This window comes from Streptomyces sp. NPDC052687, from assembly GCF_040678395.1.
Lineage (GTDB): Bacteria > Actinomycetota > Actinomycetes > Streptomycetales > Streptomycetaceae > Streptomyces.
This window is the reverse complement of the sequence record NZ_JBFATR010000002.1, coordinates 328,374-342,241: the sequence shown is the minus strand read 5'-3', so window position 1 is coordinate 342,241 and position 13,868 is coordinate 328,374. Positions and strand designations below refer to the sequence as shown.

General features: G+C 72.9%; 17 protein-coding genes. 6 read left to right on the top strand and 11 right to left on the bottom strand.

Translation table 11 applies throughout. The features are described from left to right. Positions 1 to 84: 84 nt before the first annotated feature. The 3 genes from AB0K92_RS04425 to AB0K92_RS04415 all read right to left on the bottom strand — a co-directional run bounded on the left by AB0K92_RS04425 (position 85) and on the right by AB0K92_RS04415 (position 3,136). Entirely contained in the window at positions 85 to 726 is a 642-nt protein-coding gene (locus tag AB0K92_RS04425) for a PadR family transcriptional regulator (RefSeq protein ID WP_365919281.1), read from the bottom strand. 32 nt (positions 727 to 758) lie between these two features. Continuing rightward, entirely contained in the window at positions 759 to 2,219 is a 1,461-nt protein-coding gene (locus AB0K92_RS04420) for an aldehyde dehydrogenase family protein (RefSeq protein WP_365919279.1), read from the bottom strand. A gap of 92 nt (positions 2,220 to 2,311) precedes the next feature. Further along, positions 2,312 to 3,136, bottom strand: coding sequence for a helix-turn-helix transcriptional regulator (locus AB0K92_RS04415; RefSeq protein ID WP_365761321.1), 825 nt, complete (start codon positions 3,134 to 3,136; stop codon positions 2,312 to 2,314). Between the two features lie 365 nt (positions 3,137 to 3,501). Here AB0K92_RS04415 and AB0K92_RS04410 point away from each other — a divergent pair, with 365 nt between their 5' ends. After that, positions 3,502 to 3,972: an ATP-binding protein gene (locus AB0K92_RS04410; protein WP_365919277.1), complete on the top strand. Its 471-nt coding sequence runs from the start codon at positions 3,502 to 3,504 to the stop codon at positions 3,970 to 3,972. 82 nt (positions 3,973 to 4,054) lie between these two features. On the opposite strand, the gene AB0K92_RS04405 is transcribed toward AB0K92_RS04410, so the two are convergent. From AB0K92_RS04405 to rpmG, 5 genes are all read right to left on the bottom strand, one after another. Beyond that, on the bottom strand, positions 4,055 to 4,273 hold the full coding sequence (locus AB0K92_RS04405) for a DUF397 domain-containing protein (RefSeq protein WP_073943372.1): 219 nt from the start codon (positions 4,271 to 4,273) through the stop codon (positions 4,055 to 4,057). A gap of 318 nt (positions 4,274 to 4,591) precedes the next feature. Then, on the bottom strand, positions 4,592 to 4,825 hold the full coding sequence (gene rpsR, locus AB0K92_RS04400; protein WP_365919275.1) for a 30S ribosomal protein S18: 234 nt from the start codon (positions 4,823 to 4,825) through the stop codon (positions 4,592 to 4,594). A gap of 6 nt (positions 4,826 to 4,831) precedes the next feature. Beyond that, positions 4,832 to 5,962, bottom strand: a complete 1,131-nt coding sequence (locus AB0K92_RS04395) for a GTP-binding protein (RefSeq protein ID WP_365919273.1) — start codon at positions 5,960 to 5,962, stop codon at positions 4,832 to 4,834. Between the two features lie 5 nt (positions 5,963 to 5,967). After that, positions 5,968 to 6,216 carry a type B 50S ribosomal protein L31 gene (locus tag AB0K92_RS04390; protein WP_166001050.1) on the bottom strand — a complete coding sequence of 83 codons (249 nt, stop codon included), beginning with the start codon at positions 6,214 to 6,216 and terminating at the stop codon, positions 5,968 to 5,970. Between the two features lie 5 nt (positions 6,217 to 6,221). Further along, positions 6,222 to 6,386 carry a 50S ribosomal protein L33 gene (gene rpmG, locus AB0K92_RS04385; RefSeq protein ID WP_365919271.1) on the bottom strand — a complete coding sequence of 55 codons (165 nt, stop codon included), beginning with the start codon at positions 6,384 to 6,386 and terminating at the stop codon, positions 6,222 to 6,224. A gap of 62 nt (positions 6,387 to 6,448) precedes the next feature. On the opposite strand from rpmG, the gene rpmB reads away from it, so the two are divergent. From rpmB to AB0K92_RS04370, 3 genes are all read left to right on the top strand, one after another. Continuing rightward, positions 6,449 to 6,685, top strand: coding sequence for a 50S ribosomal protein L28 (gene rpmB / locus AB0K92_RS04380; protein WP_365919269.1), 237 nt, complete (start codon positions 6,449 to 6,451; stop codon positions 6,683 to 6,685). After that, positions 6,685 to 6,990, top strand: coding sequence for a 30S ribosomal protein S14 (gene rpsN, locus AB0K92_RS04375; RefSeq protein ID WP_365919267.1), 306 nt, complete (start codon positions 6,685 to 6,687; stop codon positions 6,988 to 6,990). The genes rpmB and rpsN overlap by 1 nt, the downstream gene beginning before the upstream one ends. Positions 6,991 to 7,139: 149 nt before the next feature. Beyond that, positions 7,140 to 7,655 carry a hypothetical protein gene (locus tag AB0K92_RS04370; RefSeq protein ID WP_365919265.1) on the top strand — a complete coding sequence of 172 codons (516 nt, stop codon included), beginning with the start codon at positions 7,140 to 7,142 and terminating at the stop codon, positions 7,653 to 7,655. Positions 7,656 to 7,697: 42 nt separating this feature from the next. On the opposite strand, the gene AB0K92_RS04365 is transcribed toward AB0K92_RS04370, so the two are convergent. Together AB0K92_RS04365 and AB0K92_RS04360 are read right to left on the bottom strand one after the other, a co-directional pair. Further along, complete coding sequence (locus tag AB0K92_RS04365; RefSeq protein ID WP_365919263.1) at positions 7,698 to 8,396, bottom strand: hypothetical protein; 699 nt, start codon at positions 8,394 to 8,396, stop codon at positions 7,698 to 7,700. 166 nt (positions 8,397 to 8,562) lie between these two features. Further along, positions 8,563 to 9,687, bottom strand: a complete 1,125-nt coding sequence (locus tag AB0K92_RS04360) for a DUF2786 domain-containing protein (protein WP_365919261.1) — start codon at positions 9,685 to 9,687, stop codon at positions 8,563 to 8,565. A 274-nt stretch (positions 9,688 to 9,961) separates the two neighbouring features. Between AB0K92_RS04360 and AB0K92_RS04355 the strand changes: the two genes are divergently transcribed. Next, positions 9,962 to 10,714 (top strand): Clp protease N-terminal domain-containing protein, encoded by a 753-nt coding sequence (locus AB0K92_RS04355; RefSeq protein WP_365919259.1) that lies wholly within the window; start codon positions 9,962 to 9,964, stop codon positions 10,712 to 10,714. A 40-nt stretch (positions 10,715 to 10,754) separates the two neighbouring features. Continuing rightward, positions 10,755 to 12,458 (top strand): bifunctional 3'-5' exonuclease/DNA polymerase, encoded by a 1,704-nt coding sequence (locus AB0K92_RS04350; RefSeq protein ID WP_365919257.1) that lies wholly within the window; start codon positions 10,755 to 10,757, stop codon positions 12,456 to 12,458. A 48-nt stretch (positions 12,459 to 12,506) separates the two neighbouring features. Here the strand turns inward: AB0K92_RS04350 and AB0K92_RS04345 are convergent. After that, positions 12,507 to 13,868 (bottom strand): tetratricopeptide repeat protein (locus AB0K92_RS04345; protein ID WP_365919255.1); only part of this gene is annotated, 1,362 nt, incomplete at its 5' end.

Sequence of the window (13,868 nt, the reverse complement as noted above, 5' to 3'; positions counted from 1 at the left end):
CAGCTAGTCAAACTTGACTACAGCCTCACCGTACTACCCGCCCACTCGCTCGTCAAACTTGATTAGTCGAGACGTCCTGCGCCGTCAGGCGGTGTCCCCAGGATGCCGCTCCTGTGTCGCGTACGGGTTCTCCTGCCCGTCGGCGAGGATCCCGACGAACGGCTCGCCCTCGCCCGCGAAGGTGTAGGCCCCGCCCTCGATCCGCTCGATCAGCGCCCGCGTCCAGGCCGCCTCGGCGTCGGCCGTGTGCAGCCACAGGTTCATGATCTCGCCGATGTGGCCGAGCTGTCCGGAACCCTCCTCGGGCACGTAGTGCTCGGTGACGGCGGCGCGCCACTCCTCGATGCGGCGGACGCGCTCGTTGAGCAGGGCGACCGCCTCCGCGCGCGGGAGGTCGACCATGAAGCCGATGGCCGCGGACTTGATGTCCATCTTCTGGTCGTAGTTGGTGAGCGCCTCGCGGACCATGCCGAGGTACTCCGCCATGCCCAGGTCGGTGATCTCGTACTCGGTGCGGGGCGGGCCGCCCGCGGTGGACGGGGCGATCTCGTGCGCGTGCAGCAGCCCTTGCTTCGCCATCTGCTTCAGCGCGTGGTAGATCGAGCCGGGCTTGGCGTTGGACCACTCGTGCGCGCCCCAGTACTCCAGGTCGTTGCGCACCTGGTAGCCGTGGGCCCGCCCGTGCTGGCGCACGGCGCCCAGGACCAGGAGTCGGATCGCTGACATGCGGTCCAGCCTAGGAGGTGTGCCGGACGCCCTCAGAACGGGAAGCCGCTCCGGCCGTGCTGGACCGAGATCCACTTCAGGGTGGTGAAGGCGTCCAGGGTGGACTCGCCGTTCAGCCGGCCGACACCGGAGTGCTTCTCGCCGCCGAAGGGGACGAGGGGTTCGTCGTGGACGGTGCCGTCGTTGACGTGGAACATCCCGGTGTCGACGCGCCGCGCGAAGCGGACGCCGCGTTCGACGTCCCCGGTGTGAACGGCGCCGCTGAGGCCGTAAGGGCTGTCGTTGACCAGGCGTACGGCCTCCTCCTCGCCGTCGAAGACCATGAGGAGGGCGACCGGGCCGAAGATCTCCTGACGCAGCAGCGGTGAGCCGGCCGGGACGTCGGTGAGGACGGACGGCTCGACCAGGTTGTCCCGGACGGTGCCGCGCAGCAGGGCCGTCGCGCCCTCGGCGACCGCCTGCTCCACCGCGCCCGACAGCGCCTCGGCCTGGGAGGCGTTGATGACCGGGCCGATGACGGTCTCCGGGTCGCGCGGGTCGCCGACCTTCAGGGACCGCACCTTGGCGACGAACTTGTCGGTGAACTCGTCGGCGACCGCGCGGTCCACCAGGATCCGGTTGGCGGCCATGCAGACCTGGCCCTGGTGGACGTAGCGGGAGAAGACGGCGGCGTCGACGGCGTAGTCGAGGTCGGCGTCGTCGAGGACCACCAGCGCGCTGTTGCCGCCGAGTTCGAGGACCGCCCGCTTGAAGTGCGTGGCGCAGACGGTGGCCACGTGGCGCCCGACCTTGTCGGAGCCGGTGAAGGAGATGACCTTGGGCACCGGGTGCTCGATGAAGGCGTCGCCGATCTCCGCGATGTCGGTGACGACGACGTTGAGCACGCCGGCCGGCAGGCCCGCTTCCGCGAAGAGCGCGGCGACCAGGGTGCCGCCGACGACCGGGGTGTCCTGGTGCGGCTTGAGCACCACGGCGTTGCCGAGCGCGAGGGCGGGCGCGGTGGACTTCAGCGAGAGCAGGAAGGGGAAGTTGAAGGGGCTGATGACGCCGACGACGCCGACCGGGACGCGGTAGAGGCGGTTCTCCTTGCCGGGGTCGGGCGAGGGCAGCAGCCGGTCCTCGGGGCGCGTCGCCAGGGCGGCGGCCTCGCGCAGGAACTCCTTGGCCAGGTGCAGCTCGAAGGCGGCCTTGACCCGGGTGCCGCCCAGCTCGGCGACGATCGCCTCGGCGATGTCCGCCTCGCGCTCCTCGACCAGCCGCAGCACCTTCTCCAGCACCGTGCGGCGGGCGAAGGCGCCCGCGCGGGCCCACTCCCGCTGGGCGCGTTCGGCGGCCCGGTAGGCCTGATCTATCTCGTCGACGGTGGCTATGGTGATCGAGGCCAGCTTCTCGCCGTCGTAGGGATTGAAGTCGATGATGTCCCAGGAGCCGGTGCCCGGGCGCCACTCGCCGTCGATGTACTGCTGAGCCAGGTCGGTGAAGTAGGACGACATGTGATCCCTCAATCCCTGCCGCGGGAGCAGACAGACAGACGCGCCTGATCGATCGTCATCCTACTGGCCGGTTCACCAACTTGGCCGCTGTATCAGGAGAGTTGGAGGAGGCCCCTGAGCAGGTCGCGGCTCTCCGCGGGGCCGGGGCTGTCGCGCTGGAGTTCCTTCAGGGCGGTCTCGTACTGGGCGACGTCCTCGGGCTTGTCCAGGTAGAGGGCGCTGGTCAGCTGCTCCAGGTAGACCACGTCCGACAGGTCGGACTCGGGGAAGCTGAGGATGGTGAAGGCGCCGCTCTCGCCGGAGTGCCCGCCGAAGCTGAACGGCATGATCTGCAGGCGGACGTTGGGGCGCTCGGAGATCTCGATGAGGTGCTGGAGCTGGCCGCGCATCACCTCGCGGTCACCGTAGGGGCGGCGCAGGGCGGCCTCGTCGAGGACGATGTGGAAGTCGGGGGCGTTCTCCGCGACGAGGTGCTTCTGCCGCTCGAGCCGCAGCGCCACCCGGCGTTCGACGTCGGCCTCGCTCGCGTCCTTCATGCCGCGCCGCACCACCGCGCGGGCGTAGTCCTCGGTCTGGAGCAGGCCGTGCACGAACTGCACCTCGTACGCCCGGATCAGGGACGCGGCGCCCTCCAGGCCGACGTAGGTGGGGAACCAGCTCGGCAGGACGTCGGAGTAGCTGTGCCACCAGCCGGCGACGTTGGCCTCGCGGGCGAGCGAGATGAGGGAGCCCCGCTCGTTCTCGTCCGTGATGCCGTACAGCGTCAGCAGGTCCTCGACGTCCCTCGTCTTGAAGCTCACCCGGCCCAGCTCCATCCGGCTGATCTTCGACTCGGAGGCGCGGATGTGGTAACCCGCCGCCTCGCGGGTGATGCCCCGCGCCTCGCGCAGTCGCCTGAGTTGCGAGCCGAGCAGCATCCGCCGCACCACCGATCCGGGCTCTCCCGCGCTCACGTTCGCCAGCCTCCCCAACCGTCTTCAGGGCCCGCAGTCTGCCACTAAAACACTCCGAGCTGTACTCGTCCGATTACACAGACGGAAAGAAGCCAAAGATTGCGAGCAGGAGCGCACACAGAGGTGGCAGGCGGACGGCGCACGAGCAACACCAAGATGGCGGAAAAAATGTCCAAGAAGTGGTACGGGTGGGACCAATTCGGTCTCGTGCACGTGCATCTGCCCTTGCATCTGGTGTGCGCTTCCGAAACCATGGGTGCCGCGCCACCGCTGCATCGCAACGACCGCGAATCCCGGGAGTGCCCCGCATGGCAACGAATGGATCGACCATGCTCGAGCCGTTACGGCAGGGCCTTCCGCCGCTGGACCCCGCGGCCGTGTCCAGCGCCGCGTCATGCGCTCTGCCCGCCCGCTTCGAAGCGGTGCGCGACGCCCGGCAGTTCACCCGCAGAACCCTCGACCAGTGGGACCTGGGCGACCGGTTCGACGACGTCTGTCTGGTCGTCTCGGAACTGGTCACCAACGCGCTGCGGCACGCCGTGCCCAGCGCCCCGCGCGGGGAGCTCGAGCCGGCGGTACGGCTGCACCTGATGCGCTGGACCGAGCGGCTGGTGTGCGCGGTGCGGGACCCCAGCAACGACAGCCCGGTGGCGCGCGAGGCCGACGACTTCTCCGCGGAGTCCGGCCGCGGGCTGTTCCTGGTCGACTCCTTCTGCGACGGCTGGGGCTGGCACCCGCTGGCCGGCACGCTCAGCGGCAAGGTCGTCTGGGCGTTGTTCCGGCTGCGGCCCGCCGACTGAGGAACCGCGGCACAGCTCGGTGCCGCGGTTCTACGCGCGTCACGGCGCAGGTGGGCCCGCTCCCCCGGTCGCTCGCGTGACCTCAGCCCGCCACCAGGTGGTCGAACTCGCCGTCCTTCACGCCGAGCAGCATGGCCTCGATCTCCGCCCGCGTGTACACGAGCGCGGGCCCGTCGGGGAAGTTCGAGTTCCGGACGGCCACCCGCCCGCCGGGCAGCCGGGCGAACTCCACGCACGAACCCTGCGAGTTGCTGTGCCGGCTCTTCTGCCAGGCCACACCGCGCAGCTCGGTGGCGGCCATGCCGTTGTACACGTCGTGGTCCACAGGTCGCTCCCCGGTGGTGCACTGGCTGTCGTGGCCATAGATGCAGTGGTCAACTGTGCCGGATCATAACCTTGTTCATGTGCAGATGCAGACGCAGATGCACGTGCACGCGGGGTGTTCCCGTGACTACAGCTTTGGCCCCCGCTTTACCGAATGGTTCCGGTACTAGGAACAGACGCATGTTGTCGGCTTTGTGTTCCATTGAACTTCCGTATACGCGCGGGAGGTTGGCGCAAACGCGGACGGGCCCCGCCTCCAGTGAGGCGGGGCCCGTCCGGTACCCGGCAGGACGCGTCAGCGGCTCGCGTACGGCAGCAGGGCCATCTCCCGGGCGTTCTTGACGGCGCGGGCCAGCTGTCGCTGCTGCTGGGAGGTGACACGGGTCACCCGACGGCTGCGGATCTTGCCGCGGTCGGAGATGAACTTCCGCAGCAGGTCGGTGTCCTTGTAGTCGATGTACGTGATCCCGGCCTGGTCCAGCGGGTTCGGCCGGTTCTTGGCGGGCTTGCGGTCGGACTTGCGGGGCATCGGGGTTCAGACCTCCAGGAGGGTGTCGAAGGCGTGCGGCAGCCGCTGCCAGGCGTCACGCCCGGCGGCGTACTCGGCGTCGGTGAGCAGACAGGACTCCAGCAGCCGCTGAAGGCCCTCGCCGTCGAGGCCGGGCGAGGTGAAGACGAGGTGCTGGCAGCGGTCCCCGTGCTCGGGGTGCCAGTCCAGCGCGGCGGCGGCGCGGCGCACCGGCGGGACCATCTCCCAGGCCGCGTCGGGCAGCGCGGCGAGCCAGGGGCCCGCGCTCTCCACGCACAGCGCTCCGCCGGCCGCGTCCCAGTGGAAGAGCGTGTCCGGCTTGTCGGCGAGCCAGAACCGGCCCCGGCTGCGGGCGGCGGCGCAGGTCAGGTCCTCCAGCGCCGCGTACAGCCGCTCCGGGTGGAAGGGGCGGTGCCGGCGCCAGACGAGGGTGGTCACGCCGTGCGCGTCGGCGTCCGTGGGCAGCAGGGCGCACGCCGGGTGCTGGGCGGCGGCCGCGGCCTCGACGTCGAAGCCGGCGAGCGCGGCGCCCGCCAGGTCACCGTGGCCGATCGGGACCCGGCGGGCCGTCGGGTGCAGCTGGGCCAGCAGCTCGCGGTCCTCGTCGTCGGCCTCCTCGGACTCCGCGACGGCGAGGACGGGGGCGTACTCCAGCTGGCGGGCGAAGGTGTCGGCGACGGTGCGCTGGTCGGTGGCGGCCGCGGCGAGCCCGGCCTCGGCGAGGTCGTCGCCGTTGCCGAGGTACGGCAGCAGCAGCGCGGGGTCGACGGCGGTGATCACGCCGGTGACGGTGAGGCCGCCGGCGGTGACGACCTCGGCCATGGCCTTGGGCTCGACGGAGTCCCACAGCTCGACGACCGCGAGGCGGGTGTCCCCGGCGTCGGCGAGCCGCCGCAGCTCGGGCACCAGGTCCTCGCGCAGGGCGCAGCACGCGCAGTCGTTGACCAGCGGCGTCTCGCCGGTGTCCCGGACGCCGCCGGCGTCGCGGACCGTGCGCACGACAGTGCCGGACGCGGCCGTCGCCAGGTCGTGGTGGAGGACGACGCTGCCGGGGACCTCGGCGAGCAGCCGGTCGACGGCCCGCTGGCGGGCGTCGGCGTGCAGCCCGCCGACGATCACGACGGAGAGGTCGGGCACGGCGCTCAGCTCCGCTTTCCGTACCGGCGCTCGAAGCGCTCGACGCGGCCCGCGGTGTCCAGGACGCGGGCGGTGCCGGTGTAGAAGGGGTGGCTGACGTTCGAGATCTCGACGTCCACGACCGGGTACGTGTTGCCGTCCTCCCACTCGATCGTCTTGTCGCTGGTCATGGTCGACCGGGTGAGGAAGGCGTAGTTCGCGGCACGGTCACGGAAGACGACGGGACCGTAGTCGGGGTGGATTCCCTTGCGCATGGCGGTCAGCGCTCCTCTCGGAAGTCGACGTGGCGGCCGGCGACCGGGTCGTACTTGCGCAGGGACAGGCGGTCCGGGTCGTTGCGGCGGTTCTTGCGCGTCACGTAGGTGTAGCCGGTGCCGGCGGTGGACCGGAGCTTGATGACCGGGCGGAGTTCGTTGCGTGCCATGCTGCTATGTTACTGAAAATGAATTCCATTACGACACCGATCGAGGAGAGGTTCGTCACCCGATGTCCGCCCACTGCATGCTGACCGGCGCCCAGCCCGGTTTCGGCAACACGATCTCCCACTCCCACCGGCGGTCCTCGCGCCGCTTCGACCCGAACGTCCAGAGCAAGCGGTACTGGCTGCCCAGCGAGGGCCGGTACGTCCGGCTGAAGCTCAGCGCCAAGGGGATCAAGACCGTCGACACGATCGGGATCGAGGCCGCCGTGGCCCGGATCCGCGCGCGGGGGGTGCGGGTCTGATGGCGAAGAAGAGCAAGATCGCGAAGAACGAGAAGCGGCAGGAGATCGTCGCGCGGTACGCCGCGCGGCGGGCCGAGCTGAAGGAGATCATCCGCCGGCCGTCTTCCACCGACGCCGAACGCGCCGCCGCGCAGGCCGAGCTGCGCCGTCAGCCGCGGGACGCGAGCGCCACGCGCGTACGCAACCGCGACCAGGTGGACGGCCGCCCGCGCGGTTACTTCCGGGCGTTCGGGCTGTCCCGGGTGTCGCTGCGGGAGCAGGCGCACGCCGGATATCTGCCGGGGGTGCGCAAGTCCTCCTGGTAGCCGGAGAACTCTGGCCGCTCGAGGGAGGTGGCCGGGAGGTTACGGCCTGGTAGCTTGCTGCGGTCGTACCGTCGTACCGGTTCTTCCCCTGGGGGCTCGCAGTGACTTCGGCGGCGTACGCGCGCGGGGCGCGCAGGCGGATACGGACCGTGGCCCGGGCCGCGGCCGCGGGGCTGGGCGGTGTGCTGCTGCTCGGCGCGTGCGGCGGGGGCGGGGGCAGTGAGGAGGAGGCGACGCCGACCGCGCCGGCGGCGTCGTCCCCGTCTCCCTCCCCGTCGCCCTCGGCCTCCGGCTCGGCCGCTGGTGGCGAGCTGGACGGCAGCTGGCTCGCCACCAGCGGCGGGCAGGCCGTGGTGCTCGTGCTCAACGGCGACGAGGCGGGGCTGTTCGCGAGCCGCGGGACCGTGTGCGGCGGGCGGGTCACCGAGACGGCCGGGAAGCCGGCGATACGCCTGCTCTGCGGCGGTGAGGGCGGGAAGAACGGTGACGGCGGTGCCGGAGGTGAGGCCGGCCGGGACCGGGAGCGCGGCACCGGGACGGTCGACTCCGTCACGGCGGACTCCCTGAAGGTGACCTGGGAGGGGTCGGTGGGGGTCGAGACGTTCACCAGGGCCGAGGGGGGCACGCTGCCGTCGGGGGTGCCGACGGAGGGGCTGGGGTCGTAGAAGCTGCCCCCTGTCGGGGCGAGGACTCGGGGCGCAGGGCTCTCACCGGCGCTTCGCCGGAGTGCCGTTCAGGGCCTCGGAGAAGGCCGTGAGGGCGGTGGGCAGCAGTCTCGCGAGGCGTACGACGGTGTCGGAGGTGTCGGCCCAGGCGGGGTGGGTGAGGGCGGCGCGTACGGCGTCCCACTGGGGGACGCGGTGTTCCTGTACCGCCTTCGCCTCCTGGAGGGTGGCCTTGCGGAGGGCGTCCGCGAGGTGGGCGGCCGGGGCGACCGGCGGGGCGGCGGGGTCCGGCAGATGGGCCTCCAGGAGCATCGCCACGCGGCCCATCTGGGTCAGCGCGTCCTCGGCGTCGTCCGCCGTGACGCGGGACAGGCCGCGGTGGCGTACGGGTTCGTGCTCCGCGCGGGCGACCGCCGTGTGCCAGGCGGCGCGGGCCGCGCGGGCGGTGAGCAGGGCGTCCCGGATGTCGTCGGCGGAGGCGGACGCCGGGTCCGCGTGGTGGCGCAGTACGGCCGCGGCGTACGCGCCCTGGGCCGCCGGCCAGTCGGCGAGGCGGTCGCGCAGCCGGGGGGTCTCCCAGGCCGGGTAGACGGCGTACGGGAGCATCGCCCGTACGCCGCCCAGGAGGGTCGGCACGACGCGCTCGGGGACGGTCTGCGTCCACTGCTCGCCGCCCGTGCCCAGCAGGAAGACGACGTACGCCGCGATGCGGGCCTGCGCCGCGAACTGGCCCGTGCGCATCAGCAGGAGCTGTCGGGGCGTACCGGAAATGATCCGGAGGAAACGTCGGCGGTCGGCATGGGCCGCGGTCGGGGCCGATCGGGGCCGGTCCGAGCCTTCCGAGCCGGTCCGAGCCGGTCCAAGCCTGTCAAAGCCGGTCCGAGCCGGCCGGAGCCGGTCGGTCCGGTCAGTCGAGGCGCGGGCGGTGGCGCATCTGGGCCCGGTCCGCCGCGCGGGCGCCCTCGTGCCAGCCCGCCGCGTCGCTGACGCCGCGCAGCCGGGTGGTGACGGTCTCGGGGAACATGCGCTCCGCGCGGTCGGCGACGGCGACCTCGCGGGAGGCGAGGACGGGGAGCAGGTCGTCGGTCACCTGGGTCTGGGCGGCAGCCGCGAGGCGGGTGCCGACGCGGTGGGCGTAGGCGGCGAGGAAGGACTGCCGGAACGTTTTCGTGCGCTTGCGGCCGCCCGCGCGCTGGGCCGCCTCCGCCTTGGCCATGGCGGTGGTGGCCTGCACGAGCAGCGAGGTGTAGAGCAGTTCGACCGCTTCGAGGTCCGCGTCGAAGCCGACCACCGTGGAGAAGCCGAGGGGTTCGTTCCACACCGCTCGGCAGTGGTTGGCGGAGGCCACCGCGTCCAGCAGGACCGCCTTGGCCTGTTCGTACGGCGGCTCGACGCCGATCCGGCAGGCGGTCGGGGTGTCGGCGGCCGGGTCCGGGGAGCGGGCGGCGAGCAGCGCCTCGTCGATGCTGTGGCGGGCCATCAGCTCCTGCGCCTTGGCGCTCAGCGCCTCGGCCTCCTCCGGGTAGCCGGTCGCCTCCGCCTTGGCGAGCAGCGCGCGGATGCGGGCGAGCATCCGGGACTCGGCGGGCGCGTCGCGGCGTACCCGCTCGTGGTCGTCCAGGGGTTCGAGGGTGGGCAGACGCAGCAGGAGGCGGTACAGCTCCAGGACCGCGGTGGCGTGCGAGAAGCGGTCCGCGCGGGGCGGTGGCGCGGTGGGCAGGTCGGCGAGCTGGGCCTGCCAGCGGCGTCCGCGCGGGCGGTCGTCCGGGGCCTGGGCGCGGATCAGTTCCGCCACGAGGGCCACGTGGACGTCGTCCAGCTCGCGGCGCACGATCCGTACGACGTCGGCGGGCTGCCAGCCGCGCCGCCAGGCGGTCGCGACGAACTCCCGGCCCCGCCTGTCGCGCTCCGCGTCGGCGGCCGGGTCGGCGGCGAGCAGGGACGCGCCGGTGTCGAGGCCGGTGTCCCCGGCGCTGTACAGGGCTGCTTCGAAGGCGCGGTCGACGGTGCCGGGCGTACGGGGGGTGCTCACCCGGCGATGGTGCCACGCGCGCGTGCGGGCCGTTCCGTCCCACTCCCCGGATATCGGGACCGGTCCGCGCCCGGGACGAGGCCTCCGGCGGCGGCGCGGGGGCGGGGCTGCGGCGGGCGTTCCGGCAAGGGCTCGGTCACCAACGTGCTCAACCCCGAGGTGATCTTTGTTCGCGGTGGCGTTCCGGCCGCAGTTCGTGGAGCCCGGTCTTGGTCGCGTGCGGGACTGTCAACTGTCGGTTGACACTCGGGAGGGTGCAACCTACGGTTGACACATGTCGACGAACCCCAACATCACGGCATCCGTACGTCTCGACGACCTCATCGCGGCCATCAAGAAGGTCCACGACCAGCCGCTCGACCAGCTCCAGGACGCGGTCATCGCCGCCGAGCACCTGGGCGACGTGGCGGACCACCTGATCGGCCACTTCGTGGACCAGGCGCGCCGGTCGGGCGCGTCCTGGACCGACATCGGCAAGAGCATGGGCGTCACCCGGCAGGCGGCGCAGAAGCGGTTCGTGCCCAGGGAGTCAGCGGACCTGGACCCCAGCCAGGGCTTCAGCCGCTACACGCCCCGCGCGCGGAACGTCGTCATGGCCGCCCACAACGAGGCCATCGCCGCCCGCAACGCCGAGGGCCGCCCGGAACACCTGATCCTCGGCCTGCTCGCCGAGCCGGAGGGGCTGGCCGCCCACGCGATCACCGCGCAGGGCGTCACCCTGGACGAGGTGCGCCGGGCCGCGACCGCCGCGCTGCCGCCCGCCTCGGACGAGGTCCCCGAGCTGGTCCCCTACGGCCCCGACGCCAAGAAGGCACTGGAACTCACCTTCCGCGAGGCCCTGCGCCTCGGCCACAACTACATCGGCACCGAACACCTGCTGCTCGCCCTGCTCGAGTTCGAGAACGGCGAGGGCGTGCTGTCCGGCCTCGGCATCACCAAGGAGGCGGCGGAGCGGTACGTCACCGAGCTGCTCGCCAAGTTCCTGGACACCGGCAAAAGCACTGGTGAGGCGGCGTCGGAGGGCTGACGCCGAGCCGTTGTCAGACCCTCCTGCCACACTCGCTTGCATGACCGACCGGTGGGCGCTCGCACCGGCCGAGGGCGGCGGTGTGGAACTCGCCCCCCTCGGCCCGGACGGGCTGCCCGCCGGTCCGGTGGTGCGGGAGGAGGACCCGGCGTCGGCCGTGCGCGCGCGGCCGGAGGTGACGCGCTGGGTCTGGCGGTCCACGGCGGAGGTGTATCCGCGCCTGCTCGCCACGGGGGTGCGAGTGGAGCGGTGCTACGACGTCGAGGCCGCCGAGGCCCTCCTCCTGGGCCACGAGGGGCGGTCCGGCGAGCCGCGCTCGGCCGCCGCCGCCCTGGCCCGGCTGCGCGGCGGGCCGGTCCCGCCGGATCCGCCGCAGCGGCCGGCCGAGCCGGGGGCGCAGTCCCCGCTGTTCGAGCCGGAGGGCGGCCGCCCGCTCCCCCTCGCCGACCTGCTCACCGTCTACGCCGAGCAACAGCGGCGGCACGAGCACACCGCCCACCCCGACCGGATGCGGCTGCTGACCGCCGCCGAGTCGGCCGGGACACTGGTCGCCGCCGAGATGAACCACGCGGGGCTGCCGTGGAGCGCGGACGTCCACCGCGCGGTGCTGCGCGACCTGCTCGGCGAGCGGTACGCGGGCGGCGGGGAGCCCCGGCGGCTGGCCGAGCTGGCCGACGAGGTGTCCGCCGCGTTCGGGCGGCGGGTGCGGCCCGATCTGCCCGCCGATGTGATCAAGGCGTTCGCGCAGGCCGGGATCAAGATCCGGTCCACGCGGCGGTGGGAGATCGAGTCCGTCGACCACCCGGCCGTCAAACCGCTGGTCGAGTACAAGAAGCTGTACCGGATCTGGGTCGCCCACGGCTGGTCCTGGCTCCAGGACTGGGTGCGCGACGGCCGCTTCCGGCCCGAGTTCCAGGCCGGCGGCACGGTCACCGGACGCTGGGTGACCAACGGCGGCGGCGCCCTGCAGATCCCCAAGGTCATCCGCCGGGCCGTGGTCGCCGACCCCGGCTGGCGGCTGGTCGTCGCCGACGCCGACCAGATGGAGCCCCGGGTGCTCGCCGCGATCTCCCGCGACCCCGGCCTGATGGAGGTCGCCGGGCGGGAGAGCGACCTGTACCAGTCGGTGTCCGACCGGGCCTTCTCCGGCGACCGCACCCAGGCCAAGATCGCCGTGCTCGGCGCGATCTACGGGCAGACCTCCGGCGACGGGCTGAAGAACCTCGCCGCGCTGCGCCGCCGCTTCCCGAAGGCGGTGGCCTACGTCGACGAGGCCGCCCGCGCCGGTGAGGAGGGGCGGCTGGTGCGCACCTGGCTCGGCCGGACCTGCCCGCCCGCAGCCTCGGGCGAGGACCCGGCCGGGGAGGCCGGCATCCCGGTGGCGGACGAGGACGGCGAGGACCGCGAAGACCGCGAGGACCGCGCGTGGGCGCCGGGGTACGCCTCGACGAACGCCCGCGCCCGCGGCCGCTTCGCCCGCAACTTCGTGGTCCAGGGCAGCGCCGCCGACTGGGCCCTGCTGCTGCTCGCCGCGCTGCGCCGGGCCTGCGCGGGGCTCTCGGCCGAGCTGGTCTTCTTCCAGCACGACGAGGTGATCGTGCACTGCCCCGAGGAGGAGGCGGAGACGGTGGTGGCGGCGATCCGGGAGGCATCGGCGCTGGCGGGACGGCTGACCTTCGGGGAGACACCGGTGCGGTTCCCGTTCACGACGGCTGTGGTGGAGTGCTACGCCGATGCCAAGTGAGGGGGCGGGGGGGACGGTGGCGGCGGGCGCCCAGGGGGGTGACGGGGATCAGCGGCAGGCGCTCGCGCCGGCGCTGTCGAGGAGCTCCCGCAGCTGTGCCGTGACCGCGCTCTCGTCCGTGCCGTCCAGCGCGGCGAGAGCGGTGCGCCACTCCTCGTACGCCCGCTGGTGCAGACCCTGGGCGCGCAGCAGCAGTCCGTGCTGATGGCGGGCGAGACCGCCGGTGTAGTGGTCGGCGCGGGCGTCCGCGCGGCGCATCAGTTCCGCGCACTCGCCCAGGGCGCGGTCGGTGTGGCCGAGCAGGCGCAGGGCGCGCACCAGGCCGAGGCGGGTCTGGGACTCGCCGTGCCAGTCGCCGTGGCCGCCGAGGATGCGCAGGCTCTCCTCGAAGTGCCGGGCGGCGGACTGCGGTTCGCCGAGGCGGAGATAGGCGTAGCCGATGTTGCAGTGCGCCGAGTGCTGGACGATGACCGCGCCGATCGCGACGCCGATGGCGAGGGAGCGGCGGTGCTGTTCGATGGCGGCGCGCGGGTCGGTGTGCTCGTAGAGGTTGCCCAGGTGGCTGTAGGTGACGGCCTCGCCGTGCGGGTCGTTCAACTGCCGTGAGTACGTGAGGCTCTGGCGGAGCGCGGCCTCCGACTCGGTGTACCGGCCCAGCCCTTCGAGGAGCAGCCCGCGGTTGTTCAGGCAGCGCCGGATCCAGGAGACCACCCCCAGGCGGCGCCAGATCCTCAGCGCCCGGTCGTTGAGGTCGAGGGCGTCGCCCTGACGGCCGGTCAGGAAGTGCAGTCCTGCCAGGTCGCCGAGGGCGTAGGCCTCGGCCGCGGGGTCGCCGAGGCGGCGGGCGGCGTCGAGCGCGGCGCTGCCCAGGATCTCCATCTCGGCGACGCGGCCGCTGCGGTGGACGTAGGGGAAGAGGAGGCGGATCAGGGTGGAGACGTAGGCGGCCGTGCGGTGGTCGTGGGCCGGGTCGCCCGCGTGCCGTGCCACGAGGGTGACGATGTTCGGCAGCTCCATGTCGCCCCAGGCGAACGCCTCTTCGGCGGACGCGAAGGGGGCGGTGCGGGCCACGCGCGCGGCGTGCTCGGGGGGCTGGGCGGCGGTGGGTCGGCGGCGGTCGTCCTGGTCGAGGCCGGGTTCGACGATGGCGGTGAGGGCGCGTTCGGCGACCGCCGCGTACCAGTGGAGGGCGGTTTCCACGGCCGTCGTGGGCGTGGAGGGGGTGCCGGAGGCGAGGGGGTTCGCGTCCGCTGCCGGGTGCGGGGACAGGCTGCCGTCCGCTGCCGCGTGCGGGGACAGACTGCCGTCCGCTGGCGGGTGCGGGGACAGGCTGCCGTCCGCTGCCGCGTGCGGGGACAGACTGCCGTCCGCTGGCGGGTGCGGGGACAGGCTGCCGTCCGCTGCCGCGTG

Bases quoted from the DNA above. Each gene is read 5' to 3' on its own strand.
- AB0K92_RS04425 (WP_365919281.1), bottom strand. From the start codon at position 726: ATGTCAGCGATCCGACTCCTGGTCCTGGGCGCCGTGCGCCAGCACGGG.
- AB0K92_RS04420 (WP_365919279.1), bottom strand. From the start codon at position 2,219: ATGTCGTCCTACTTCACCGACCTGGCTCAGCAGTACATCGACGGCGAG.
- AB0K92_RS04415 (WP_365761321.1), bottom strand. From the start codon at position 3,136: ATGCTGCTCGGCTCGCAACTCAGGCGACTGCGCGAGGCGCGGGGCATC.
- AB0K92_RS04410 (WP_365919277.1), top strand. From the start codon at position 3,502: ATGCTCGAGCCGTTACGGCAGGGCCTTCCGCCGCTGGACCCCGCGGCC.
- AB0K92_RS04405 (WP_073943372.1), bottom strand. From the start codon at position 4,273: ATGGCCGCCACCGAGCTGCGCGGTGTGGCCTGGCAGAAGAGCCGGCAC.
- rpsR (WP_365919275.1), bottom strand. From the start codon at position 4,825: ATGCCCCGCAAGTCCGACCGCAAGCCCGCCAAGAACCGGCCGAACCCG.
- AB0K92_RS04390 (WP_166001050.1), bottom strand. From the start codon at position 6,216: ATGCGCAAGGGAATCCACCCCGACTACGGTCCCGTCGTCTTCCGTGAC.
- rpmG (WP_365919271.1), bottom strand. From the start codon at position 6,386: ATGGCACGCAACGAACTCCGCCCGGTCATCAAGCTCCGGTCCACCGCC.
- rpmB (WP_365919269.1), top strand. From the start codon at position 6,449: ATGTCCGCCCACTGCATGCTGACCGGCGCCCAGCCCGGTTTCGGCAAC.
- rpsN (WP_365919267.1), top strand. From the start codon at position 6,685: ATGGCGAAGAAGAGCAAGATCGCGAAGAACGAGAAGCGGCAGGAGATC.
- AB0K92_RS04365 (WP_365919263.1), bottom strand. From the start codon at position 8,396: ATGCGCACGGGCCAGTTCGCGGCGCAGGCCCGCATCGCGGCGTACGTC.
- AB0K92_RS04355 (WP_365919259.1), top strand. From the start codon at position 9,962: ATGTCGACGAACCCCAACATCACGGCATCCGTACGTCTCGACGACCTC.
- AB0K92_RS04350 (WP_365919257.1), top strand. From the start codon at position 10,755: ATGACCGACCGGTGGGCGCTCGCACCGGCCGAGGGCGGCGGTGTGGAA.